The following is a 25,822-nucleotide window of genomic DNA, read 5'->3' on the forward strand; positions in this document are numbered from 1 at the left end:
GTTGACCGGTAAGCCGCTTTCTTTTATGAAAAGTGTCGTGGACAGTCATTCCCCTCGCGCCCTATCCTGCAAAGCAAAAACCCGCCGAAACGGGATTTTGTGGAATGAGTGGAGTTGACCGGTAAGCCGGGTTCTGTCGTGGACAGTCATTCCTCTAGGCCAGCAATCACTCACTGGCTCAAGCAGCCTACCCGGGTTCAGTACGGGCCGTACCATGTGAACCCCTATTTGGCCTTGCTCCGGGTGGAGTTTACCATGCCACGAACTGTTGCCAGCCGCGCGGTGCGCTCTTACCGCACCCTTTCACCCTTACCTGATCCCACTTACGCGGGCCATCGGCGGTTTGCTCTCTGTTGCACTTGTCGTAGGCTTGCGCCTCCCAGGCGTTACCTGGCACCCTGCCCTATGGAGCCCGGACTTTCCTCCCCTCCACCTGTCTCCCCCGAAAGGGACGGCAATGAAGCGGCGACTGTCTAGTCAACTCCGCGGCGGATTATAGGCACATTACTGCTGAATGTCATCCTCTTCTGTTTCTACATCGTTTTGTTGCTGCTCTAAAGCATATTTATAGAGCGCATTCTTTTTGACTCCATGAATTTCCGCGGCTAATGCGGCAGCTTTTTTCAGCGGTAACTCTTTTTGCAGTAAAGCCAGTGTGCGCAGTGCATCAGCCGGTAATGCATCATCGGACTGTACTTTATGCCCCTCGACAATCAAAACCATCTCACCACGGCGGCGAGTCTCTTCTTCCTTAACCCAAGCCAGCAACTCACCGACTGGCGCACCGTGAATAGACTCCCAGGTCTTGGTCAGCTCTCTCGCCAGTACGACATAGCGTTGTGGGCCAAGTACGGTTACCATATCCTGTAAGCTTTCTAATAAGCGATGCGTTGATTCATAGAAAATCAGTGTTCGAGGTTCCTCAATCAACGCTTGCAGAGTATCCTTACGCCCTTTGGTTTTTGCTGGCAGGAAGCCTTCATAGCAAAAACGATCTGAGGCAAGGCCTGCGGCAGAAAGTGCGGTAATCGCCGCACAAGCGCCCGGCAAGGGCACTACTCTGATGCCAGCTTCACGGCAACGGCGCACTAAATGGTAGCCCGGATCGTTAATCAGTGGCGTACCTGCATCGGAAACCAGCGCAATACTCTGGCCTTCTTGCAGTTTAGCCAGCAACTGATCAGCTTTTTGTTGTTCGTTATGGTCATGAAGTGCAAACAGGCGGGCGTTGATCGCAAAATGTTGTAACAACAACCCCGTATGGCGTGTATCTTCAGCCGCAATCAAATCAACGCCTTTCAGTACCTCTAACGCCCGGTGGGTAATGTCCCCTAAATTACCGATTGGGGTAGGTACCACATAAAGCGTAGATGCAGAAATTACTGCTCGATCGTGTTGATTCATTGTTTCATCCGAATTACCGATTTAATATTGAGCATCTTGAAAAAAACATCACTGGATACAGTATGCTTTCCTCAACATTCGTTCGTTCTAAAGCAGGGTTTGTTCCTGTCGTTCTGGCTGCTCTTATTTTAGCGGCCTGTACAGGCGATGCGCCACAAACGCCGTCCCCCGTAAATATACAGGACGAAGCAAGCGCTAACTCTGATTATTATCTGCAACAGTTGCAGCAGAGCAGTGATGATAACAAGGCTGACTGGCAATTACTTGCCATTCGTGCCCTATTACGTGAAGCAAAAATACCTCAGGCCGCCGAACAACTCAGCACTCTCCCTACCAACCTGAGCGACACACAGCGCCAGGAGCAGCAATTGCTAACTGCTGAACTGTTGATCGCGCAGAAAAATACGCCAGCGGCGGCTGATGTTCTTGCCAAATTAGAGGCAACCCAGCTCTCAGCTAACCAACAAGTACGCTACTATCAGGCCCAAATCGCCGCCAATCAGGGTAAAGCCACCCTGCCATTGATTCGTGCATTTATCGCTCAGGAACCGTTACTGACAGATAAAGCCCATCAAGATAATATCGATGGCACTTGGCAGTCGCTATCCCAACTGACACCACAAGAATTAAATACCATGGTGATCAACGCAGACGAAAATATGCTGCAAGGCTGGCTGGATTTACTGCATGTTTATCAAGATAACAAGCAAGATCCAGAGCTACTGAAAGCCGGAATTAAAGACTGGCAAACCCGTTATCCCCAAAACCCGGCGGCGAAAAACCTGCCAACTGCATTAACTCAGGTCAGCAATTTCAGCCAGGCATCCACCGCCAAAATTGCCCTGCTGTTGCCATTAAGTGGCCCGGCACAGGTATTCGCCGATGCCATCCAGCAAGGTTTTACTGCCGCCCAAAGTGGATCATCGGTAACCACTTCAGCACCAGTAATGCCAAATGTGACGGAAAGCAGCCCAATAGAGGCTGCTGCGGTTGTTTCAGGAGATACACCGGCCGCTCTTCCGGCCCCTGTGACAACCCCCGTCACCACCAACGCACAGGTAAAAATCTACGATACCAACACTCAACCGCTGGCAGCATTATTGGCTCAAGCCCAGCAAGATGGTGCAACACTGGTCGTTGGCCCTCTGCTAAAACCCGAAGTTGAGCAACTCAGTACCACCCCAAGCACATTGAATATTCTGGCGTTGAACCAACCAGAAGCCAGCAATAACAGCCCAAACATCTGTTACTTTGCCCTATCACCAGAAGATGAAGCACGTGATGCTGCGCATCACCTATGGGAACAGCAAAAAAGATTGCCACTGCTGCTAGTGCCTCGTGGTGCCCTTGGTGAACGTATTGCTAAAGCATTCGCTGACGAATGGCAAAAACAAGGTGGGCAAACGGTATTACAACAGAATTTCGGTTCAACTACTGAGTTGAAGCAATCTATCAACAGTGGTGCAGGTATTCGCCTGACCGGTACCCCCGTTAGCGTTTCTAATGTAGCCGCCGCCCCGGCCTCCGTCACTATTGCTGGCCTGACCATTCCAGCACCGCCAATCGATGCACCGGTAGTGTCAACGTCTTCGAGCGGTAACATTGATGCGGTCTATATCATTGCGACTCCATCTGAGTTAACCCTGATTAAGCCAATGATCGATATGGCAACCAGTTCACGTAGTAAGCCTGCGCTGTTTGCCAGTTCACGTAGCTACCAGGCAGGTGCTGGCCCAGATTACCGTCTGGAAATGGAAGGCATACAGTTTAGTGATATTCCGTTGATGGCCGGCTCTAACCCCGCGTTGCTGCAACAAGCATCGGCTAAATATGCTAACGATTATTCTCTGGTGCGCTTATACGCCATGGGGATTGATGCCTGGGCATTGGCAAATCATTTTTCTGAAATGCGCCAAATCCCTGGCTTCCAGGTCAAAGGGGCCACCGGTGATTTAACTGCATCATCAGATTGTGTTATCACCCGTAAGCTACCGTGGTTACAATATCGTCAGGGAATGGTGGTACCACTCGCATAATTCAGTCACATTTTTCTCATATGTTGTAGAGAATGGTGTTGTAGAAAATAATATTGTAGAAAATACTGTCGAGTGATTAAAGATTTTAGGGACCATTGATGAGCCAACGGGATACTGGCGCACATTACGAAAACCTGGCTCGTCGCCATCTGGAGCGGGCGGGTCTCGTTTTTCAAGCGGCCAATGTTGCCTTCCGTGGAGGCGAAATTGACCTTATTATGCGTGACGGGGATATGTGGGTATTTGTTGAGGTTCGCTTCCGACGCAATGACCTGTTTGGTGGCGCGGCCGCCAGTATCACCCCGCGCAAGCAACAACGGCTACGTCTGGCCGCCGCTGTTTGGCTGGCACAGCGTGGCGATAGTTTTGCCACAACATCATGTCGTTTTGATGTATTTGCGATCACCGGTAACCAGTTAGAATGGCTACCCAATGCTTTCAATACGGATTGATGTTTATTCTCCGATTGATACCGAGCTATACCCTAAATAATTCGAGTTGCAGGAAGGCGGCAAGGGAGAGACAAATTGGCCTGGAACCCATTTGAACAGCATTTATGCTGCCCGAAGGGTGAACCTTAGGGATGAGGTTCACTAATCCCGATGAGCTTACTTTAAAGTCAACGACCAGTAAGTGGTTAGGGTTATTGAGCGTAGCCAACGCACATGCAGCTTGAAGTATGGCGGGTATATTAATTTTACTGAATGGGTTAAATCAACGTGCTGGAAAGAATCAAAGGCTGCTTTACTGAAAGTATTCAAACCCAGATTGCGGCGGCGGAAGCTCTGCCTGATGCTATATCCTGTGCAGCGATGGCGCTGGTCCAGTCATTGCTCAACGGCAATAAAATTCTCTGCTGTGGTAACGGGACTTCTGCAGCGAATGCGCAGCATTTTGCTGCCAGCATGATAAATCGCTTTGAAACCGAGCGGCCAAGTCTGCCCGCTATCGCTCTGAATGCTGATAATGTTGTTTTAACGGCGATCACTAACGATCGCTTACATGACGAGGTTTACGCCAAACAAGTACGGGCGCTTGGCCAGGCCGGGGATGTTTTGCTCGCTATTTCCACTCGTGGCAATAGCCGTGATATTGTTAAAGCGGTCGAAGCAGCAGTTACTCGGGATATGACCATTGTCGCTCTCACCGGTTATGATGGCGGCGAACTGGCTGGCCTGTTAGGCCAGTTGGATGTCGAAATCCGTATTCCTTCACACCGTGGAGCCAGGGTTCAAGAACTGCACATGCTCACAGTGAATTGCTTGTGTGACTTAATTGACAACACTCTATTTCCTCATCAGGACGATTAAAGGAGCACCAATGAAGGTTGGTTACATATTTGCCATGCTATTCAGCGCCCTACTTTTGCAGGGCTGTGTCGGCGCAGTGGTCGTCGGTAGTGCGGCGGTTGCCACAAAAACCGCTACAGATCCACGTACCATCGGTACGCAAGTAGATGACGGCACGCTGGAAGCCAGAGTCGTTAATGCCTTGAGCAAAGATCAAGAAATCAAGAGCCAAACACGATTTGTGGTAACGGCTTATCAGGGAAAAGTATTGCTAACCGGGCAAACCCCATCAGCTGAACTGTCCAACCGCGCTAAGCAGATTGCCTCTGGTGTCGATGGTGCAACGGAAGTGTACAACGAGATGCGTGTGGGGAAACCGGTTGATCTGAGCACTGCGTCAATGGATACCTGGATCACGACCAAAGTACGTTCACAGTTGCTGACCAGTGATTCGGTTAAATCTTCTAACGTCAAAGTGACGACTGAAAACGGCGAAGTCTTCTTGCTGGGCCTGGTCACTCAACAAGAAGGGCAATCGGCGGCACAGATCGCCAGCAAGGTCAGCGGCGTTAAACACGTCACGACGGCCTTCACTATTGTGAAATAACATAAGTGTTAAATAAGATAAGTGTTAAATAAAACCTTGTTTTAAAGAATATTAAATAAGATTTATCACGGGCTTAGCGCTAAACCGCCAGGCCCGTTTTTTTATCTGCCACATCGATACCTAACGTCATTAGTATCTCACAGGCAGCCAACTGGTGGATAAACGCCAATGAGCTTGCCCCTGCCCGTAATTTAACCAAGAGCGACAAACTCCGGTAGAAACATCAAAGTCGGAGGGTATCACTATCAATCCAGCCTATTTTCCTGCAAGAATGCTTTGCCCCCTAACTGGCGCATCTGGCGCAAAATCCATTGCTGGCGGGAAATAACATAACCAGACGGCGCATTAACCTTAAAACGAAGTGGATTCGGCAGCACTGCCGCTAATAATGCGGCTTCCGAGGCGCTTAATTTGCTGGCGGGCTTGTTGAAAAAATGGCGCGCAGCAGCTTCGACCCCAAAGATACCATTACCAAATTCGGCAATATTCAGATAAACCGTTAGGATACGGCGCTTCGTCCATATCAATTCAATTCCCGCAGTCAATCCGACTTCCAACCCTTTGCGTACCCAGCTACGGCCATCCCAAAGAAACAAGTTTTTAGCCGTTTGCTGTGATAACGTCGATGCCCCACGGATACGCTTTTGATTTCGCTGATTATGGGACAGCGCTGATTCGATGGCACCGACATCAAACCCCCAGTGGTCAGGGAATTTTTGATCCTCTGCAGCCATGACGGCCAACGCCATATAGGGTGAAATTTCATCCATTGGTACCCAATCAGAGTGGGCAACATAAGCGAAATCACCGGTCAGCCAGGCACCCAGTTGCCTTTCTATCATGACCATAGAAAACGGGACCGGCAAAAAAGCAAAAATCAGAATACCGGCCATCCACAGCGCAATAATGCCGATAACACCCCGTTTCCCCCAATACCAAAATCGACTTAATCCCCACCTGACTGAGGTCATTCAGTTAAATCCAAGACTTTCGTGACCAATTTATCAATACCTTTAGCCGCTTCTGAAATGGAGCCAGCCAACATGTAAGCCGGTGTCGTCACCACTTTATTTTCCATATCAATGACAACATCATCAACTGGGCAAATAACATGCTCCCCCCCCATAATTTCAATGGCATCAATCGTATCGGGATCGTTACCAATTGTCAGTCGAATGGGTTTGCCCAACAGCTTAGGCAGCATCACCGGGGAAATACACATCAATCCAATTGGTTTACCGGACTTATGCATTAATTGAATTAACTTATATAAATCGGGTTCAACGGAACATTCGACCCCATTAATGGCAAAGTCGCAGAGGTTTTTTGCTGCCCCAAAACCTCCCGGTACAATAAGCGCATCTAATACCTCTGGATCAGCAACAGAAAGGGGGGTAATCAGGCCACGGGCAATGCGGGCAGACTCCACTAAAACGTTCCGTTCCTCTGCAACAACCTCACCAGTAATATGATTAATAACATGAAGTTGAGGTTTGTCTGGCGCGAAAAACAAAACCTCTGCGCCCGCACGATCCAATGCCAGCATTGTTAAGACAGATTCATGGATTTCAGCGCCATCCAAAACACCACATCCACTGAGCACTACGCCAACTGTTTTCATCTCGCTTCTCCCTTGTCTTCCTCTGTCAATCACTTAACCCGTTCTAGTAACAAAGACCAATCTCTATCACAAATTTTAATGAATCTTGTAACAAGAGCGCTTACATTTGCTATGTTGTTGCTTGTATGATGTATAGAAGAATCCTGACAACCTGCGAATTCACTCGAAATCGAAATAATACGCAGGTTAACGTTTTCCCTGGTGTTGGCGCAGTACTCGGTCGGGGTTATTTTTTTTCAACTTCCGCTGCCCACTCACGCAACACCTGAACATCATTACGCCATTCTAATTTTAACTCATCGACCCAGTCCTGCACGTTATCCCACCATGCTGGCAATGTCGGTGTCTGAATCTGTTGGGCCAGTTGCTGTATGTGGCGTAAACCAACAGAACCTGCCGCCCCTTTAATTTTGTGTGCTTCTTCCGTGATCCCCTTTTGGTCCCGCGCTGTCATATTTGAATCCAGCACCGCCAAATAACCTGGCATCATCTGTTCAAACATCTCCAGACTTTGATGAATCAACTGTGGGCCAACTAAATCGATGTATTGTTCCAGCATGGTGGTATCAAGTAACGATTCATGGGTTTGCATCACTTTATGCTCCTGTTTTTGTACCGCGGAAGAGGGCTTACTATCCCAAAATTGCTTAATCATGGCCGTCAGTGCAGGGACTGACAGTGGCTTACTCAGCACGTCGTCCATGCCGGCGTCTAAATATTCTTTCTTATCTTTAAGAACGTTAGCGGTTAATGCGACCAACGGGGGCAATGACTGCTTGCCATATTCAGCCCGAATTTGCCGGGCGATATCCAGCCCGCTCATATCAGGCAACTGAATATCTAATAAAACCAAATCAAAATCGTCTGGGTTAAACATGGCTAATGCATCGTGACCATTCATCGCCACTTCAACACTGTTCCCCAATTTTTCCAGAACTGAACGCGCAACAATGACGTTCAGCTCGATGTCTTCCACCAGCAGTACATGAAGAGCAGGTAATGGTATATTGTCGCCTGACGGCGCGTTGGAGGCTTCCTGTACCGCAGGTGCCTTAATGGTTAAGGTGAAGCAAGAACCCGCCCCCTGCGTACTTTTCACCGTAATATCACCGCCCATACTCTGTGCCAGCCGTTTAGAGACAGCGAGGCCGATACCGGTGCCTGTGGCCGGGCGGCCACCATTACGATCTTTCACCTGATAATACATGGCGAAAATTTTATCCTGTTCGTCTTCCGGTATCCCCATGCCTGAATCTTCTACTTCAAAAATTAGGCGGTCATTACCCTCCCGCCGTACCCGCACCACAATTTTGCCTTGCTGGGTGAATTTCACCGCATTACCAATCAGGTTCCACAGGATTTGGCGCAGCCGGGTCCCATCGGCAATCACTTTCTCCGGTAATGGCAACTGCGGTTCCATAATGAATTTCAATCCTTTTGGCTGCACCAGTAAACCGGAGAGGTTTTCCAGATCGGCCATGAACCCAGTAAAATCAACTGGTTGATTATCGAGCTGTACTTTTCGCCGCTCCAGTTTATCCATCTCAATGATATCGTTGAAAATATTCCCAAGAGTGATAGCACTGACATGAATGGTTTTTAGGTATTTCAGTTGTTCGGCATCTAATTCGGTATCTAATAAGATGCGACTGAGGCCAACGATGCCATTAAGCGGCGTACGTAGCTCGTGGCTGATTGTTGAGATAAATGTCGTCTTATCCCTACTGGCATTCTCCAGCGCATCCTGGTAGCGCTTACGCTCGGTTATATCGCGCCCAAAGCCCATTAGCCCATGTCTTTTACCGACACGGTCATAAAAAGGCACTTTACGCAGTTCAAAACAGGCTTTACGGCCATCAGGGTAAACCAGCCACTGTTCGTAGGTAAGAGAGACGTTATGGCGGAAAACTTTCTCATCTGTCTCCATCACTTTCTCGGCGATATCCGGTGCATAAACATCTTTTGGGGTCAATCCGACCAGTTGCTTCTCACTTTTACCCGTCAACAATTCCATTGCGCGGTTGCAACCAGAAAACTCATTATCTTCGTTACGGTAATAAACCAAATCTGGCGAGGCATCGAGAAAAGAACGTAATAAGGCCGATTGCTGCCCCAGCTCAATCTGCGCCTGCTCGCGGTGGCCCATCTCTTCTTTCAGTTTATCGACCACTTGCAGATGCGCTTTCTCTGCTTTTTCGCGTTCAACAATCTCTTGATTCAGTTGCGTAATATTTTCTGTCAGTTGCTTGTTCAGCTCCAGATCGCGATGACGCATCACTTCGAGCTTATCAACCAACCGAGACAGACGCTGGCGCGACTCTTCCAGTTGCTCAACCACAACCGACAGGAAATACACGGCCCAAGGAGTTATCAGCAAACCAAAGAAAATGGAGCGCACCAGATCGAGAGTTTCAACAGAGCCGCGCAATACGAAGGTGACGGCCATTTGAACAACCATCGCCAATAACACCAATACCGATGCCAGTAGCAGCGAAAAGCGCACCAGCCCTAATTTAACCATTAAATCAACATAGTACTGGGCTAATACCCTGATTTGCTTCATAGCAACCTCTGTCAGTGCTTATCGGATAAATCATACCGTAAAACCACAAAGAGATAAGCCAGGTTACTCAGAAGTGTGGAAAAGATTGCAGATCACGTGGGAGATATCGGGGAATAACGCTTTTATGGACCTGAACAGTAAGCAAACGGCAGATAATGCCAGCCGATAGATACCCCACAAACTGTAATAATAAATATCTTAACCATGGCGATAAGCATTTTAGCCATAGCAATAAGCATCCCCAATGGCGGTACCCTGTGCGCCATGCTGGAGTAAGTAATTATTCAGCTCATTCATGCCTGTCCAACGATTCTCACACCACAAGGGGGCCAGCAATGTAGGGCGGCGCGCACTGGCAGAAATCCGATGATAGACAATCTCTGCGGGTGTATGGCGAATCATTTCACCTGCGGTGAGAATATAATCCTCCAGCGCCAACGCCGTTAAACGCCCCGCCCGCCAGGCTTTCGCCATCGTACTGCCTTCCACGATATGCAGTGGATGCAGTTTTATCCCATCAATACCTGTGGTGACCACTTTTTCCAAGGTTTCCATCCCCTGTGCCCGCTCCTCTCCTGGTAAACCCACAATTAAATGGCAACACACTTTCAGACCACGAGCGCGAGCGCGGCGGGCCGTTTGCTGGTAGCAGGCAAAATCATGTCCACGGTTAATACGTTTGAGCGTTTTATCATTAGCCGTTTGTAGACCCAACTCAAGCCAAACTTCATAACCTTGTTGCTGGTAGCTGCTCAGCAAATCCAGAACGGCATCTGGCACACAATCCGGGCGAGTACCCACGCACAGGCCCACAATATCGGCCTCGCACAATGCCTGTTGGTACATTGCGGCTAACGCATTCACCTCTGCATAAGTACTGGTATAGGCCTGAAAATAAGCCAGGTAACGATTCGCTCGATTGGCTTTTTTTGCCTGTATCGCTAACTGCTGAGTGATACTTTGCTGCTGCATTTGCTCATCAGCAAAGGAGGCAACCTGACAAAAGGTGCACCCGCCACGTCCCAGTGTTCCATCACGATTCGGGCAACTAAACCCGCCATGCAGCGTGAGTTTATGAATTTTTTCGCCATAACGGTGCTGTAAGTCCGCACCAAACATATTGACTAATTGCTGCAACTGCATAATCTTGGCACTGCCTGTCAAAAAGAACCCATCCCCAAAGCTATTAGCGTTGCGGCCAAGCAGCAAACGAGCGAATCCTGCGGATCTGAATTAAGTCAGTAAACCGGATAAGTGAGGGCCGCGAATACCGCTGTAACGTCAAATTAAGGGGATAAGCCTAACCCGCCGACGATGTCGCATGCGATGACAGAGATCAACTCCCACGCTTTTGGGTGCAACCCTGCATAACCATTCATCATAAATGCAAATAAAACCACTTGACCGATTATTAAATTTTCTTATTCCAGCCAAGCTCTTAGCGCTTCTATTACAAATCGGTGAAAAATAGTTTTAAAATCTAATAAATAAAACAAAATCAGTCTATAATTCTAGCATCCCCATCCACGCTAGCATTGTGCAGAGATTTGACGATTACACTATAGTGAGACAGCTCACATATTTGTGTCTGCTTCATGGAGCATTCGACAGGTGGAAAATGGAAATAAATCAATATTATTCATAATGATAAGAGCATTTATTACCATAAAGATATATCTCATGCTTATATTTGACCTGCGTATTCTTTCTCGCTAAGTTGGAAGTCCGCTGGAAGATTTCTAAACGGGCAAACGTCTAGTCATAATTATGCAGTAATTTAAGACTCCCTCTTAAAACAAGTCTTTTACCACTTGTGAGAACCGTCACGAGAGGCCATTGGCGGAGGGCGGAAAAGCAGATTTGCCGCAAAACACGCGCCTGTCAGCCCACACTGTCTGATATCAATATGTCCTTTACGAGCTGGTTTGTGAGAGTCTCACAGAGCCTGGGGAGGTTCACTGATATGTTGTATGATCAATCCCAAGAGAGGGACAACTGTGGTTTCGGCCTAATCGCCCATATAGAAGGCGAACCTAGCCATAAGGTAGTGCGCACCGCTATACACGCACTGGCCCGTATGCAACACCGTGGCGCGATCCTTGCTGATGGCAAGACTGGCGATGGTTGTGGCTTATTATTGCAAAAACCGGATCGCTTTTTCCGGATGGTCGCTGAAGAACGCGGATGGCGTTTGGCCAAAAACTATGCCGTAGGTATGATGTTTCTCAGTCAGGACGAAGAACTCGCTAAGGCAAGCCGCCGCATTGTAGAAGAAGAATTGCAAAATGAAACGCTGTCGATTGTCGGCTGGCGTGAAGTGCCGACTAACCCAGATGTACTCGGTGAAATCGCTCTCTCCTCCCTGCCCCGGATTGAACAAATTTTTGTGAACGCCCCTGCAGGCTGGCGCTCGCGTGATATGGAACGTCGCTTATTTGTGGCACGACGCCGTATTGAAAAGCGTATATCAGATAAAGATTTCTACGCGTGTAGCTTCTCGAATCTGGTGACAATCTATAAAGGCTTATGTATGCCTGCGGATTTGCCACGCTTCTATCTTGATTTGGCTGACTTGCGCCTCGAATCGGCAATTTGTCTGTTCCATCAACGTTTCTCCACCAATACCGTCCCTCGCTGGCCGCTGGCTCAGCCGTTCCGCTATCTGGCACATAACGGCGAAATCAACACCATCGCCGGTAACCGCCAATGGGCCAAGGCCCGTGCCTATAAATTTAAAACGCCATTAATTCCGGATTTGCAGGATGCGGCCCCCTTCGTCAATGAGACCGGCTCTGACTCCAGCTCGCTGGATAACATGTTGGAACTGTTCCTCAGTGGTGGGATGGACTTGATCCGTGCAATGCGTCTGTTAGTGCCACCGGCCTGGCAGAACAACCCAGATATGGACACCGATCTGCGCGCCTTCTTTGACTTCAACTCCATGCATATGGAACCGTGGGATGGCCCCGCAGGGATCGTGATGTCTGATGGTCGTTACGCGGCCTGTAACCTTGACCGTAATGGCCTACGCCCTGCGCGCTACGTCATCACCAAAGACAAACTGATTACCTGTGCCTCGGAAGTCGGGATTTGGGATTACCAGCCCGATGAGGTGGTTGAAAAAGGCCGCGTGGGTCCTGGCGAACTCATGGTGATTGATACCCGCAGCGGTAAAATTTTGCATTCCGCCGAAACGGACAACGATCTGAAAAGCCGCCACCCGTATAAAGAGTGGATGGAAAAGAACGTTAAGCGTCTGGTGCCGTTCGAAGACCTACCGGAAGAGCAGGTAGGGAACCGTCAGTTAGATGAATCGCTGTTGGAAAGTTATCAGAAGCAGTTTGGTTACAGCAATGAAGAGCTGGATCAAATCATTCGTGTACTGGGTGAAAACGGTCAGGAAGCCACTGGGTCGATGGGCGATGACACGCCATTTGCAGTGCTCTCCAGCGGCCCGCGCATTATTTATGACTATTTCCGCCAGCAATTTGCTCAGGTGACTAACCCCCCTATCGATCCACTGCGTGAAGCACACGTTATGTCACTGGCGACCAGTATTGGCCGTGAGATGAACGTATTCTGCGAAGCTGAGGGACAGGCTCACCGTTTGAGCTTTAAATCGCCGATCTTGCTTTACTCTGATTTTCAGCAATTAACCACGCTGGAAGGGGAACATTACCGTGCTGACCGTTTAGATCTAACGTTCAATCCTGCAGAGAATGGCTTGGAGCAAGCTGTACTGTCGCTGTGTGATGAAGCAGAGCGTAAAGTCCGTGATGGTGCCGTTATGTTGGTGCTATCAGACCGTGCTATTGCGCCTAATCGCTTGCCAGTGCCAGCCCCCATGGCTGTCGGTGCGATCCAGACGCGTCTGGTAGAAAAAAGCCTACGCTGTGACGCGAATATTATTGTCGAAACCGCCAGCGCACGTGACCCGCACCACTTCGCGGTGCTGCTCGGTTTTGGTGCGACAGCGATATACCCTTATCTGGCTTATGAATCATTGGCCAAACTGGTTGATTCCCAAGCGATTGATAAAAAGTATCGCGATGTGATGCTCAATTATCGCAATGGTATCAATAAGGGTCTGTACAAGATCATGTCCAAAATGGGCATCTCGACGGTGGCCTCTTACCGCTGCTCCAAACTGTTTGAAGCGGTTGGTTTGCATCGTGATTTGTCTGATCTCTGTTTCCAGGGTGTTGTCAGCCGTATCGGCGGGGCCAGCTTCAGTGATTTCCAACAGGATTTACAGAATCTGTCCAAACGCGCCTGGCTGAAACGTAAGCCTCTGGATCAAGGCGGTTTGCTGAAATTTGTCCACAACGGCGAATACCACGCCTACAACCCAGATGTGGTCAGCACTTTACAAAAAGCCGTTCATAGCGGTGAATATAGCGATTATCAGGCATACGCCAAGCTGGTTAATGAGCGCCCGATTGCCACACTGCGTGATCTGTTAGCCATTAAACCGCAAGGCACCCCGATTCCGGTGGATCAAGTTGAACCGGCTGAATCTCTGTTTAAACGTTTTGATACTGCTGCAATGTCTATCGGTGCCTTAAGCCCGGAAGCCCATGAATCACTGGCTATCGCTATGAACAGCTTGGGAGGCTTCTCGAATTCCGGCGAAGGAGGCGAAGACCCAGCCCGTTACGGTACCAATAAGGTATCCCGTATCAAGCAGGTGGCCTCTGGCCGCTTCGGCGTAACACCAGCATATTTGGTCAATGCGGATGTTATCCAGATCAAAGTGGCTCAGGGAGCGAAACCCGGCGAAGGGGGCCAGTTACCGGGTGATAAAGTCACACCGTATATCGCCAAACTGCGCTATTCCGTACCAGGTGTGACATTGATCTCCCCGCCACCACATCATGATATTTATTCAATCGAAGACTTGGCTCAGCTAATTTTCGATTTGAAGCAGGTCAATCCGAAAGCCCTGATTTCGGTGAAACTGGTATCTGAACCGGGTGTCGGCACCATTGCGACCGGTGTCGCAAAAGCTTACGCCGATTTAATTACCATTGCCGGTTACGACGGTGGTACCGGTGCCAGCCCGCTGTCTTCGGTGAAGTATGCCGGTTGCCCATGGGAACTGGGTCTGGTTGAAACACAACAAGCGTTGGTGGCCAATGGGTTACGCCATAAGATCCGCCTGCAAGTTGATGGCGGCCTGAAAACTGGTGTTGATATTGTTAAAGCCGCTATTTTGGGGGCGGAAAGCTTCGGTTTTGGCACCGGCCCTATGGTGGCGCTAGGGTGTAAATACTTACGTATTTGCCACCTGAATAACTGCGCGACCGGCGTGGCTACGCAAGATGAAAAATTGCGTCGTGACCATTATCACGGCTTACCGGAACGCGTAGTGAACTACTTCCACTTCATCGCCCGTGAAACTCGCGAAATTATGGCCGAACTGGGCGTGAGTCAACTGGTTGATTTAATTGGCCGAACCGATATGTTGCTGGAACTGGATGGCATCTCAGCGAAGCAAAACAAACTGGATCTGTCGCCAATGCTGAAAACAGCAACGCCACATCCGGGCAAGGCGCTGTATTGTACTGAAAGTAACCCGCCGTTCGATAAAGGCTTACTGAACAAAGAGTTACTCTCTCAGGCTGAACCCTATATAGAAACCAAACAAAGTAAGACGTTCTATTTTGATATTCGCAACACTGACCGCTCCGTCGGTGCAGCATTATCGGGGGCGATTGCCACGAAACATGGCGATCAAGGGTTGGTAACGGATCCGATCAAAACTTATTTCTCAGGGACTGCCGGGCAGAGTTTTGGGGTATGGAATGCAGGCGGCGTTGAGCTGATGCTGACTGGTGACGCAAATGACTACGTCGGTAAGGGGATGGCTGGTGGCCGTATCGCAGTACGTCCGCCAGTCGGTTCCAACTTCCGCAGCCATGAAGCGAGCATCATCGGTAACACCTGCCTATACGGTGCCACCGGCGGTAAATTGTTCGCCGCAGGCCGGGCGGGTGAACGCTTCGCAGTACGTAACTCCGGGGCGATCACTGTCGTTGAAGGTATCGGTGATAACGGTTGTGAATATATGACTGGCGGGATTGTCTGTGTTCTGGGCCGTACTGGGATTAACTTTGGTGCCGGTATGACCGGTGGCTTCGCTTATGTTCTCGATGAAGACGGTGAATTCCGTAAACGTGTTAACCCTGAGCTGGTAGAAGTGCTGGATGTCGAGCAATTGGCTATCCATGAAGAACATCTGCGTGGGCTGATCACTGAACACGTTCAGTTGACCGGTTCTAGCCGTGGCGAAGAGATTCTGGCTAACTGGCCAGAATGGGTGACCAAGTTTGCATTGGTTAAACCGAAATCCAGCGATGTGAAAGCACTGTTGGGCCACCGTAGCCGTTCCGCAGCTGAGCTGCGGGTTCAAGCGCAGTAAGGAGTTGATATGAGTCAGAACGTTTATCAGTTTATCGACTTACAGCGCGTTGATCCGCCGAAAAAACCGCTGAAGATCCGTAAAATTGAATTTGTTGAAATTTACGAGCCATTCTCAGAAACACAAGCCAAAGCACAGGCCGATCGCTGCCTGTCCTGCGGCAACCCGTACTGTGAATGGAAATGCCCGGTTCATAACTACATCCCTAATTGGCTGAAACTGGCCAACGAGGGGCGGATTATGGAAGCGGCTGATCTGGCGCACCAAACGAACAGCCTACCGGAAGTCTGTGGCCGTGTTTGTCCACAAGATCGTCTGTGCGAAGGATCTTGTACTCTGAACGACGAATTTGGTGCCGTGACCATCGGCAATATCGAGCGTTATATCAGTGACAAAGCCATTGCTATGGGTTGGAAACCGGATATGTCGCATGTCCACCCTACCGGTAAACGTGTGGCCGTTATCGGTGCCGGCCCTGCCGGGCTGGCCTGTGCTGATGTATTAGCACGTAACGGTGTTCAGGCTGTGGTCTTTGACCGCCATCCAGAAATTGGGGGGTTACTGACCTTCGGTATCCCAGCGTTTAAGCTGGAAAAAGAAGTGATGATTAAGCGCCGTAAAATCTTCTCCGAGATGGGAATTGAATTCCAACTGAATACCGAAGTAGGCAAAGACATCACCATGGATGCGCTGCTGAAAGATTACGATGCCGTTTTCCTGGGTGTTGGGACGTACCAATCTATGCGTGGTGGTTTGGAAAATGAAGAGGCTAACGGTGTATATGATGCCTTGCCTTTCCTGATTGCTAATACCAAGCAGCTAATGGGCTATGAAGCGACAACTCACGAGCCGTACATCAGCATGCAAGGTAAACGCGTCGTGGTTCTTGGTGGTGGTGATACCGCAATGGACTGTGTGCGCTCCTCAATTCGTCAGGGAGCAACCGATGTGGTCTGCGCCTATCGCCGCGATGAAGTGAATATGCCGGGTTCCAAGCGGGAAGTGAAAAACGCCCGTGAAGAAGGGGTAGAATTTAAATTCAACCTGCAACCATTAAGCATTGAAGTGAACAGCAATGGCAAAGTCTGTGGTGTCAGAATGGTCCGCACCCAGTTGGGTACACCGGATGCTCAGGGCAGGAGTATGGCTGAACAGATCCCTGGCTCAGAACATGTATTGCCAGCAGATGCCGTGGTGATGGCATTTGGTTTCCGCCCACACAGTATGGAATGGCTGGCCGCTCACGATGTGAAGCTGGATAAGCAAGGCCGGGTGATTGCACCGGAAAGTATTGATAATGCCTTCCAGACCAGTAACCCAAAAATCTTTGCAGGCGGCGATATTGTCCGTGGTTCCGATTTAGTGGTTACCGCCATTGCTGAAGGCCGTAAAGCCGCAGACGGCATCATGAATTATCTGGAAGTCTAATGCCGTAGATCCCCAAGTCATCCCATAAACGCAAGGGCGGGTTCCATTCACAGAACCCGCCCTTTCTATTTGTGCACTTCTATTTTTGTGCACTTCTATTCCCTCATTTCCACTTCTGAATTTCCCTATATTTATCAATCACACATTCTCATCAAGTGAATACATTTATAGCGTACATACATTCCGCACACCTATGGGTATCAGTAAATGATTGGGGAAACGCAGGCGGTCAACGCATAGGCGGCTTGAAGTAGGATGGATATTACCCAAGATTTTGTAACAATTTCAAATAGCCTTATTTTCAGTATGTTATCCACTATAGCGCTATAGTGAAGGCTTGGTTGTTAAGTGCAAGCCCCTCACAACTGGCATATACTGTCACGCCTTGCTTTAAACAAAGGATAATCTGTTATGAAATCTCACTTACCGTTTATTGTTAGCGGCTTACTGGCTATGAGTAGCAGCGTATTCGCGATGTCTCTAAATTATCAAGAAGTTGGCTACAATATTGAAGCGCGTGGTGCACGTGCAGTTGTTGCCGAACTGGAGAAATCCGGACAACTGCCAGCGGTTGAGAATAATATTAAGATGGGTGATGATAACTGGATTGCTCTGGCACCAAAATTAGTCAGTGCCGGTAATGTGAAGTTTACTGAAGGGGTAAAATCCGCCCTCTCCTCTGCCCTGATTTATAACCCAGCAGCAGTATTGAAAGCAGTAAGCGGCAGTAAAACATTAACATTATCAGATGTTTGTACCGCACCGATAGATGCCAAAGACAGTGAGGCGAAAACCAACTTCCAGCAACGGGCGTCACGGACATTATTGACCATCAAGAACAGTGACATGGCAGGTCCACGTGATAGCTGCCTGGCTGAGCTGAAAAAACTGTTGTAGCTATTATCAAGTAAATGAAAGCCCAGCATCCAGTAAACGAAGACCGGCTAACCAACTGCCAGCTAAATCAAGACGCTCGCACAAAACAGAAACGATAAGGGCGGCTAACGCCGCCCTGAAGGAATAGAGTCTGTATTTATCCGAACCGCGAAAGGTTACTTAACCACGCGTAATGCCGGGCGACCACCACTCCGTGGCGGTTGCGGCGGCTTATCATCCGGTGAATTGTCATCATCCTGCTCAATGCGGGTATCATCTGTTACCAACATCAAACTCTCAGTCGGTGCTGTCTCGTTCTCTTTTCCTTCGACGCCATCAAAATTACCATCAGCATCAGAATCATAAGCCGCTTCTGGCTCAAACATCGTGCCTGAGCCATTTTCGCGCGCATAAATCGCCATTACCGCTGCAATCGGTACGGTAACCTGACGAGGAACACCGCCGAAACGAGCATTGAAACGGACATCATCATTGCTCAGTTCCAGATTACCTACCGCACGTGGTGCCACATTCAATATAATCTGCCCATCACGGGCAAACTCCATCGGCACTGAAACACCAGGGCGGGTAACATCCACAACCAGATGTGGAGTGAGCTGATTATCAATCAACCACTCATAAAATGCGCGCAACAAGTAAGGGCGGCGCGGAGACATATCCGACATCTCCATGACAATTAGCTCCGAGTTTTCAGATGCATTTCACGTTCAGCTTCAGTCAATGAAGCCAAGAACGCATCACGCTCAAAGACGCGAGTCATATAGCCTTTCAGCTCTTTAGATCCCGCCCCTATGAACTCAATACCTAACACCGGTAAACGCCACAGCAACGGAGCTAAGTAACAATCGACCAGACTGAACTCTTCACTCATAAAGAAAGGTGTTTCGTTAAAGACTGGCGCGATGGACAGTAACTCTTCACGTAGCTGTTTACGTGCCGCTTCAGCCTCCTGTGCATTACCTTGCTCAATTTTATACAGCAGGGAATACCAGTCATGCTCAATACGGTGCATCATCAAACGGCTGCTTCCACGAGCAACAGGATAGACCGGCATCAATGGTGGGTGAGGGAAACGCTCATCCAAATATTCCATGATAATGCGGGATTCATACAGCGTCAGCTCGCGATCAACCAAAGTAGGGACAGTACGGTAGGGATTGAGGTCAATCAGGTCCTGTGGCAGGTTATCAGCTTCAACCTGCTCAATCTCAACACTGACACCTTTCTCTGCCAGTACGATACGTACTTGATGGCTAAAAATGTCGGTCGGGCCGGAAAACAGCGTCATTACCGAACGTTTGTTGGCAGCGACAGCCATGAAAACCTCCAAGTTTATCTAGAAAACAGTGCGAATAGCCCACGGTTAGGTTGCTATCCTGGGTCGTTTTACCACCGGTTCGCAATCTCAACCGCTGTGCCGTAAATGAGCCTTGGACGAGATAAGAATTCAGCCAGGGAGATACATAGACGTCAACAGTTCGCCGAACAGGCACAAAAGTGGTTGGTAGTGTACCAGATTTTGCATGTTTTGTGGGGATGGTACTGCTATTTCATGGTGAATTGTCTATCCGACAATAGTTTAACGCCCAAAAGGTAGCGTATAAAATGGCAGGTATGTGTTTTTCAGGCATAAAAAAACCCGGTGAAACACCGGGTTTTTACCATCAATCTGATGCCGTAAAGGCAAAAAATTAACGTTTGGAGAACTGTGGACGACGACGTGCTTTACGCAGACCCACTTTCTTACGCTCAACTTCACGCGCATCACGCGTTACGAAGCCAGCTTTACGCAGTTCACCACGTAGAGACTCGTCATACTCCATCAGTGCACGGGTGATACCGTGACGGATAGCGCCAGCTTGACCAGAGATACCACCACCTTTAACAGTGATGTACATGTCAAACTTGGTAACCATGTCTACCAGTTCCAGCGGCTGATTAACTACCATGCGGGCAGTTTCACGGCCGAAGTAAACTTCCAGGCTACGTTGGTTAATAACGATTTTACCGCTACCCGGCTTAAGAAAGACGCGTGCGGAAGAACTTTTGCGGCGACCAGTGCCGTAGTATTGATTTTCAGCCATTGCCATAATCCCGATTAAATGTCCAGAACTTGCGGTTGCTGTGCCGCATGATTGTGCTCAGTACCTGCGTAAACTTTAAGTTTACGGTACATTGCACGACCCAACGGGCCCTTCGGCAGCATGCCTTTAACCGCGATTTCAATCACACGCTCAGGACGGCGGGCAATCATCTCTTCAAAGGTCGCTTGTTTGATACCACCGACGAAACCGGTGTGATGGTAATAAATCTTGTCTGTACGCTTGTTGCCGGTTACAGCAACTTTTTCTGCGTTCAGAACGATGATGTAATCACCAGTATCAACGTGCGGGGTGTATTCCGCTTTATGCTTGCCGCGCAGGCGACGAGCCAGTTCAGTAGCGAGGCGACCTAAAGTCTTACCGCTCGCGTCAACAACATACCAGTCGCGTTTTACAGTTTCTGGTTTAGCTGTGAAAGTTTTCATTAAAAGCTTACCCAATTAATAAGTTACACGTTGGTGAACACCCAAACGTTCAAAAACAGTTGAGGCTCACACGACCATCAGTCCAGCAAACCTACCCCTTCGAATAGCCAATGCTGGCACTATCAAAGTTTTTGGGAAAAAAACTTTGTTGTAACGTGGGGTCGCAAGATTATAGAGAAGTCAGCGTCAAAGATCGAACTGTTTTTCACGAGAAAGGTATAAATTAAACATGTTAAGTGCGGACGACAAATTGTCGCCCGCCATAGAATAGCATTTAAGCCGCCCAAAAGTGAACCATTGTGGCGCGATAGCCCTTAAGGTAAATGAGGTAAAGAAAGGTACTCTTCGCTTTGCATCTCTTGTAATCGCGACAAACAACGCTGGTATTCAAACTTAAGTCGCTCACCGTTATAAATCTCAAACATTGAGGCTTCAGCCGCAATAATCAGTTTCACACGTCGTTCATAAAACTCATCCACCAAGGCTAGAAAACGCCGGGCCGTATTCTCATCACGGGTCGCCATGCAACGGACATTGTGGAGCAATACCGTGTGATAGCGCTTAGACAAAGCGATATAATCCAGTTGGCTGCGCGCTTCTTCACACAACGTATGGAAATCAACCGCCAGCACCCCCTCAGCCACACAAATCGCAGGCAAAGGCCGGTGATTCACCTCCAGCACTGCGGCCTTTTCCCCTTTTTTTCCCGCAAGTTTAACGAAAATGGCTGCCATCTCTTGTTCGGTCTGTGAATTTAACGGAGCCAGATAAAGATTAGCCTGAGTCAATGTCCGCAAACGATAATCGATACCCGCATCCACGTTCATCACCTCACAATGTTGCTTAATTAAGGCGATAGCGGGTAAAAAGCGCCCGCGCTGTAACCCGTTATGGTACAAATTATCCGGCGGAATATTAGACGTGGCGACCAGTGTGATGCCTCTGGCAAATAATGCCTCTAATAATGTTGCCAACAACATGGCATCGGTAATATCCGAGACAAAGAACTCATCAAAACATAGAACGTCAGTCTGGGCCTTGAAACCATCAGCAACAATTTCCAATGGGTTTTCATGACCTTGCAGTTCGGTCAGTTCTTGATGTACTCGCAGCATAAAGCGATGAAAATGGAGACGGAGTTTCCGCTCTCCAGGCAAACTGTGGAAAAACAAGTCCATCAGCCAGGTTTTCCCCCGTCCCACACCGCCCCACATATATAACCCCTGAACGGGGCTTACTGGTGATCGTCGAGCCGGCTTCCCAAATAAACGGCTCAAGCGATTGCGTAGACTTGCACTGGCCGCATGGGCATTTTGGTACTGATTTAGCGCCTGATAAATTGTCTCTAGCCGTGCTACAGCACGCTGCTGCACATCATCAGGCTGATAGTTGCCGGCATCAAGTGCCTGTTGATAAAGCGTTATAGGTGAACTCTGTTGCATGTTTATCCGCAATCCCTGATAAAATAGTTATCTATTTTTCGCTACGCTTTCTTACTGATTTTTCGGGAAATCATAGCATTTACCGACTCCGCAACTGCGGAAAAAACCTGATAACCATAGGTAACATTGCATCAGGATTCCACTCAGACAAGGTTAACGGTTATAGTGGGTATTATTAAGTGAAAAAGTTCTGCTGAACAATGAAGTCAAAAAAGGAGTCATCATGACCTGGGAGTATGCGCTTATTGGATTGGTTGTTGGTGTTGTGATCGGCGCGGTGGCTATGCGCTTTGGCAACCGCAAATTGCGTCAGCAGCAAGTGCTGCAAAATGAGCTGGAGAAGAGCAAAACAGATTTGGAAGAGTATCGTCAGGAGCTGGTTGGGCACTTCGCACGTAGTGCCGAATTACTGGATAACATGGCCCGTGATTATCGTCAGCTTTATCAGCATATGGCGAAAAGCTCCAATAACTTATTACCGGACTTACCATTACAGGATAATCCGTTCCGTTACCGTCTGACAGAATCTGAAGCGGATAATGATCAGGCACCCGTTAAACTGCCACCTCGTGATTACTCTGAAGGCGCATCTGGTTTATTACGCCCGGAACACCAGAATCGCGATTAAGTCCGCGTTTAAACATCTATACTCACTGCGGTGGGGCACATCTCCGTTCCACCGCAACTCTCTACATTTACACTTCTATACTTGCCTCTCCTTGAATTGCTGTGACGCGGCCCTTATATCAAACGATATCAAGAGTGTTTACTTTTAGACCAATACTATCCTTTTGAAATGAGCGAATTTTTTTGCTATTTACGGGTCTGAACTTATACAGACTTGTGAGCGTCACCCATCCTATTCATTCACCGTTAGGTATTGAGAGAGTTTAAATAAATGAAGAAAACATCATTACTTCTTAGTGCGCTAGCAATAAGCGTCGGCTTAGGTCTCGCTTCTGTTCCTATGATGAGTACAGCAGCACTGCCTTCGGCGGTCGCTGGACAAACGTTACCTAGCCTGGCACCAATGCTAGAAAAAGTATTACCTGCCGTTGTCAGTGTTCATGTCTCTGGGAGCCAGGCTCAGCAACAACGCTTGCCAGAAGAGTTTAAATTCTTCTTTGGCCCAAATGCACCATCAGGAAAAGAGAGCAGCCGGCCATTCGAAGGCTTAGGGTCAGGTGTTATTATTAACGCTGAGAAGGGCTACATCCTGACCAACAATCACGTCATCAATAATGCCGATAAAATTCGTGTTCAGTTGAATGATGGTCGTGAATATGATGCAAAATTGTTGGGCCGTGATGAGCAAACCGACATCGCTTTACTGCAATTAACGGATGCTAAAAATCTGACTGCGGTCAAAATTGCAGATTCCGATAACCTGCGGGTGGGGGATTTTGCTGTCGCCGTAGGTAACCCATTTGGTCTGGGGCAAACCGCTACGTCAGGTATTATTTCAGCACTGGGTCGTAGTGGCTTGAATCTGGAAGGACTGGAAAACTTTATCCAGACAGACGCCTCAATCAACCGTGGTAATTCTGGCGGTGCTCTGGTGAATCTGGATGGGGAACTGATCGGGATTAATACCGCAATCCTTGCGCCAGGTGGCGGTAATATCGGTATCGGCTTCGCTATACCAAGTAACATGGCACAAAACCTCAGCCAGCAGTTGATCGAGTTTGGCGAAGTGAAGCGTGGGCTGCTCGGTATCCGTGGTAGTGAGATGACGGCTGACATCGCGAAAGCCTTTAATATTGATGCTCAGCGTGGGGCTTTTGTCAGCGAAGTGCTACCAAAATCAGCGGCAGCGAAAGCCGGCATCAAACCAGGTGACGTGTTGGTTTCCGTTGATGGGAAAATGATTAGCAGCTTTGCTGAATTGCGTGCCAAAGTCGGGACTACTGGGCCGGGCAAAACCATTAAAGTCGGTTTACTGCGCGAGGGGAAACCATTGGAAGTATCGGTGACGCTGGATAACAGCAATTCAACATCCACCAGCGCTGAAAACTTATTGCCATCATTGCAGGGTGCATCCCTGAGTAACGGCGAGATCAAAGACGGTAGTAAGGGGATCAAAGTTGATAACGTCACTAAAGGTTCGCCAGCCGCACAATCTGGCTTACAAAAAGATGATGTGATTATTGCCGTAAACCGCGAACGGGTTAAAGATATTACTGAGTTGCGTAAAGCCATCGAAGCCAAACCGGCCGTGATTGCACTGAATATCGTACGTGGTGGGGATAATATTTACCTATTAATCCGCTAATTTGCCGAAAAATCGGACACAGCACAATGCTGTGTCCGCCTAACTCATGCTATCCTCCTTTTCATCCATTCATTTATGCCTTAAACCTCATGTTTCTTAAGCTATTGCGTTCTATTATTTTGGGGCTAATCGTTGCCGGTATTCTGCTGGTTGCCCTCCCCATGCTCCGCAGCCCAGGTTATCTATTTTCCGCTAAAAGCAATAACTTAAATGAAGAGGTTCCTGCCAGCTATAACCAAGCCGTACGTCGTGCCGCACCTGCGGTGGTCAATGTCTATAACCGAAGCCTTAGCGCTACACAGCAGGGGTTAGCCATCCGCACGCTTGGCTCGGGTGTGATCATGAGCGATAAGGGGTACATTCTTACCAATAAACACGTTATCAATGATGCAGAACAGATCATTGTTGCCATGCAAAATGGCCGTATCTCAGAAGCTTTATTGGTTGGTTCAGATAATCTGACAGATTTAGCTGTCCTAAAGATTGACGCAACAAACCTGCCGGTGATCCCCATTAATATTAACCGCACACCACATATTGGTGACGTCGTGTTGGCAATTGGTAACCCTTATAACCTCGGGCAGACAGTAACGCAGGGGATTATCAGTGCAACCGGGCGCATTGGTTTAAGCTCTTCCGGGCGGCAAAACTTCCTGCAAACAGATGCATCAATTAATCAGGGTAATTCCGGCGGTGCGCTGGTCAACACCCTTGGTGAGCTAATGGGGATTAACACGCTCTCATTTGATAAAAGCAATAATGGCGAAACACCTGAAGGCATCGGCTTTGCGATCCCAACAGCACTGGCGACGAAAGTGATGGAAAAACTGATCCGTGATGGGCGTGTGATCCGCGGTTATATCGGTATTACCGGCGAGGAGTACCCACCGTTTAATGCTAACGATAATGGCTCAGATCGGGTACACGGTATTAAGGTCAAAAAAGTTTCACCAGACGGCCCAGCGGCTCGGGCAGGAATACACGTTGGCGATATCATTCTTAACGTGAATAATAAGCCGGCAACCTCCGTGATCGAAACTATGGATCAGGTAGCAGAAGTCCGCCCCGGTACGACCATTCCTGTTTTACTATTACGTAATGGTCAACAGATAGCGGTTCAAATCACCATCACTGAACTCGATCAGAATGAGATGCTAACCACTCAGGCGGCAGATTAACCCGCAAGCAGCCAATACGCGTGTAACTTAAAATCTGATGGGAATAGATATAAAAATGCCAGCCCCACATCACCGGCTGGCATTTTTTATCTACCGATCACGATCAGCTCTCTACCAATCAGCCTTCTGTCGATCTG

At 48.7% G+C, this 25,822-nt stretch carries 20 protein-coding genes and 1 other RNA gene; 10 read left to right on the plus strand and 11 right to left on the minus strand.

Features of this window, described 5'->3' with window-relative positions; all coding sequences use genetic code 11:
* Positions 1-106 precede the first annotated feature (106 nt).
* Both rnpB and rsmI read right to left on the minus strand, forming a co-directional pair.
* An RNA gene (rnpB, locus tag AC971_RS21955) (RNase P RNA component class A) lies at positions 107-485 on the minus strand.
* A gap of 19 nt (positions 486-504) precedes the next feature.
* Complete coding sequence (gene rsmI, locus AC971_RS08670; RefSeq protein WP_025381576.1) at positions 505-1,404, minus strand: 16S rRNA (cytidine(1402)-2'-O)-methyltransferase; 900 nt, start codon at positions 1,402-1,404, stop codon at positions 505-507.
* Between the two features lie 62 nt (positions 1,405-1,466).
* Between rsmI and AC971_RS08675 the strand changes: the two genes are divergently transcribed.
* The 4 genes from AC971_RS08675 to dolP all read left to right on the plus strand — a co-directional run bounded on the left by AC971_RS08675 (position 1,467) and on the right by dolP (position 5,336).
* Entirely contained in the window at positions 1,467-3,440 is a 1,974-nt protein-coding gene (locus AC971_RS08675; RefSeq protein ID WP_038402435.1) for a penicillin-binding protein activator, read from the plus strand.
* A gap of 98 nt (positions 3,441-3,538) precedes the next feature.
* Complete coding sequence (locus AC971_RS08680) at positions 3,539-3,892, plus strand: YraN family protein (protein WP_025381578.1); 354 nt, start codon at positions 3,539-3,541, stop codon at positions 3,890-3,892.
* A 267-nt stretch (positions 3,893-4,159) separates the two neighbouring features.
* Positions 4,160-4,750 (plus strand): DnaA initiator-associating protein DiaA, encoded by a 591-nt coding sequence (diaA, locus tag AC971_RS08685; protein WP_011193139.1) that lies wholly within the window; start codon positions 4,160-4,162, stop codon positions 4,748-4,750.
* 10 nt (positions 4,751-4,760) lie between these two features.
* Entirely contained in the window at positions 4,761-5,336 is a 576-nt protein-coding gene (gene dolP / locus AC971_RS08690; RefSeq protein ID WP_025381579.1) for a division/outer membrane stress-associated lipid-binding lipoprotein, read from the plus strand.
* A gap of 245 nt (positions 5,337-5,581) precedes the next feature.
* Here dolP and mtgA read toward each other — a convergent pair whose 3' ends face one another.
* The 4 genes from mtgA to mnmL all read right to left on the minus strand — a co-directional run bounded on the left by mtgA (position 5,582) and on the right by mnmL (position 10,663).
* The gene (mtgA, locus tag AC971_RS08695; protein WP_025381580.1) at positions 5,582-6,307 is read right to left on the minus strand and encodes a monofunctional biosynthetic peptidoglycan transglycosylase; all 726 of its coding nucleotides are present in this window, start codon (positions 6,305-6,307) and stop codon (positions 5,582-5,584) included.
* Positions 6,304-6,957 carry an isoprenoid biosynthesis glyoxalase ElbB gene (gene elbB / locus AC971_RS08700; RefSeq protein ID WP_025381581.1) on the minus strand — a complete coding sequence of 218 codons (654 nt, stop codon included), beginning with the start codon at positions 6,955-6,957 and terminating at the stop codon, positions 6,304-6,306. The genes mtgA and elbB overlap by 4 nt, the downstream gene beginning before the upstream one ends.
* Before the next feature lie 226 nt (positions 6,958-7,183).
* Positions 7,184-9,520, minus strand: a complete 2,337-nt coding sequence (gene arcB / locus AC971_RS08705) for an aerobic respiration two-component sensor histidine kinase ArcB (RefSeq protein ID WP_025381582.1) — start codon at positions 9,518-9,520, stop codon at positions 7,184-7,186.
* Positions 9,521-9,739: 219 nt separating this feature from the next.
* Positions 9,740-10,663 carry a tRNA modification radical SAM protein MnmL/YtqA gene (gene mnmL / locus AC971_RS08710; protein WP_038402437.1) on the minus strand — a complete coding sequence of 308 codons (924 nt, stop codon included), beginning with the start codon at positions 10,661-10,663 and terminating at the stop codon, positions 9,740-9,742.
* A gap of 820 nt (positions 10,664-11,483) precedes the next feature.
* Here mnmL and gltB point away from each other — a divergent pair.
* The 3 genes from gltB to AC971_RS08725 all read left to right on the plus strand — a co-directional run bounded on the left by gltB (position 11,484) and on the right by AC971_RS08725 (position 18,266).
* On the plus strand, positions 11,484-15,941 hold the full coding sequence (gltB, locus tag AC971_RS08715) for a glutamate synthase large subunit (protein WP_025381584.1): 4,458 nt from the start codon (positions 11,484-11,486) through the stop codon (positions 15,939-15,941).
* Positions 15,942-15,950: 9 nt separating this feature from the next.
* Positions 15,951-17,369 carry a glutamate synthase small subunit gene (locus AC971_RS08720; protein ID WP_025381585.1) on the plus strand — a complete coding sequence of 473 codons (1,419 nt, stop codon included), beginning with the start codon at positions 15,951-15,953 and terminating at the stop codon, positions 17,367-17,369.
* A gap of 411 nt (positions 17,370-17,780) precedes the next feature.
* Positions 17,781-18,266, plus strand: coding sequence for a hypothetical protein (locus tag AC971_RS08725; protein WP_025381586.1), 486 nt, complete (start codon positions 17,781-17,783; stop codon positions 18,264-18,266).
* 155 nt (positions 18,267-18,421) lie between these two features.
* On the opposite strand, the gene sspB is transcribed toward AC971_RS08725, so the two are convergent.
* The 5 genes from sspB to zapE all read right to left on the minus strand — a co-directional run bounded on the left by sspB (position 18,422) and on the right by zapE (position 22,235).
* Entirely contained in the window at positions 18,422-18,937 is a 516-nt protein-coding gene (sspB, locus tag AC971_RS08730) for a ClpXP protease specificity-enhancing factor (RefSeq protein WP_025381587.1), read from the minus strand.
* 5 nt (positions 18,938-18,942) lie between these two features.
* A complete protein-coding gene (gene sspA, locus AC971_RS08735) occupies positions 18,943-19,584 on the minus strand; it encodes a stringent starvation protein SspA (protein ID WP_025381588.1) in 642 nt (213 codons plus the stop codon).
* 373 nt (positions 19,585-19,957) lie between these two features.
* Entirely contained in the window at positions 19,958-20,350 is a 393-nt protein-coding gene (gene rpsI, locus AC971_RS08745; protein WP_002210133.1) for a 30S ribosomal protein S9, read from the minus strand.
* Positions 20,351-20,364: 14 nt separating this feature from the next.
* Complete coding sequence (rplM, locus tag AC971_RS08750) at positions 20,365-20,793, minus strand: 50S ribosomal protein L13 (RefSeq protein ID WP_002210132.1); 429 nt, start codon at positions 20,791-20,793, stop codon at positions 20,365-20,367.
* Positions 20,794-21,107: 314 nt separating this feature from the next.
* Positions 21,108-22,235 (minus strand): cell division protein ZapE, encoded by a 1,128-nt coding sequence (zapE, locus tag AC971_RS08755; RefSeq protein WP_025381589.1) that lies wholly within the window; start codon positions 22,233-22,235, stop codon positions 21,108-21,110.
* Positions 22,236-22,458: 223 nt separating this feature from the next.
* On the opposite strand from zapE, the gene zapG reads away from it, so the two are divergent.
* The 3 genes from zapG to degS all read left to right on the plus strand — a co-directional run bounded on the left by zapG (position 22,459) and on the right by degS (position 25,685).
* Positions 22,459-22,863, plus strand: coding sequence for a Z-ring associated protein ZapG (zapG, locus tag AC971_RS08760; RefSeq protein ID WP_002210130.1), 405 nt, complete (start codon positions 22,459-22,461; stop codon positions 22,861-22,863).
* 270 nt (positions 22,864-23,133) lie between these two features.
* Positions 23,134-24,507: a serine endoprotease DegQ gene (gene degQ / locus AC971_RS08765; protein ID WP_025381590.1), complete on the plus strand. Its 1,374-nt coding sequence runs from the start codon at positions 23,134-23,136 to the stop codon at positions 24,505-24,507.
* 89 nt (positions 24,508-24,596) lie between these two features.
* Entirely contained in the window at positions 24,597-25,685 is a 1,089-nt protein-coding gene (gene degS / locus AC971_RS08770; protein ID WP_025381591.1) for an outer membrane-stress sensor serine endopeptidase DegS, read from the plus strand.
* The last annotated feature ends 137 nt before the right edge of the window (positions 25,686-25,822 follow it).

Origin of the sequence: Yersinia similis (assembly GCF_001053095.1) — a bacterium.
Taxonomy (GTDB): domain Bacteria; phylum Pseudomonadota; class Gammaproteobacteria; order Enterobacterales; family Enterobacteriaceae; genus Yersinia; species Yersinia similis.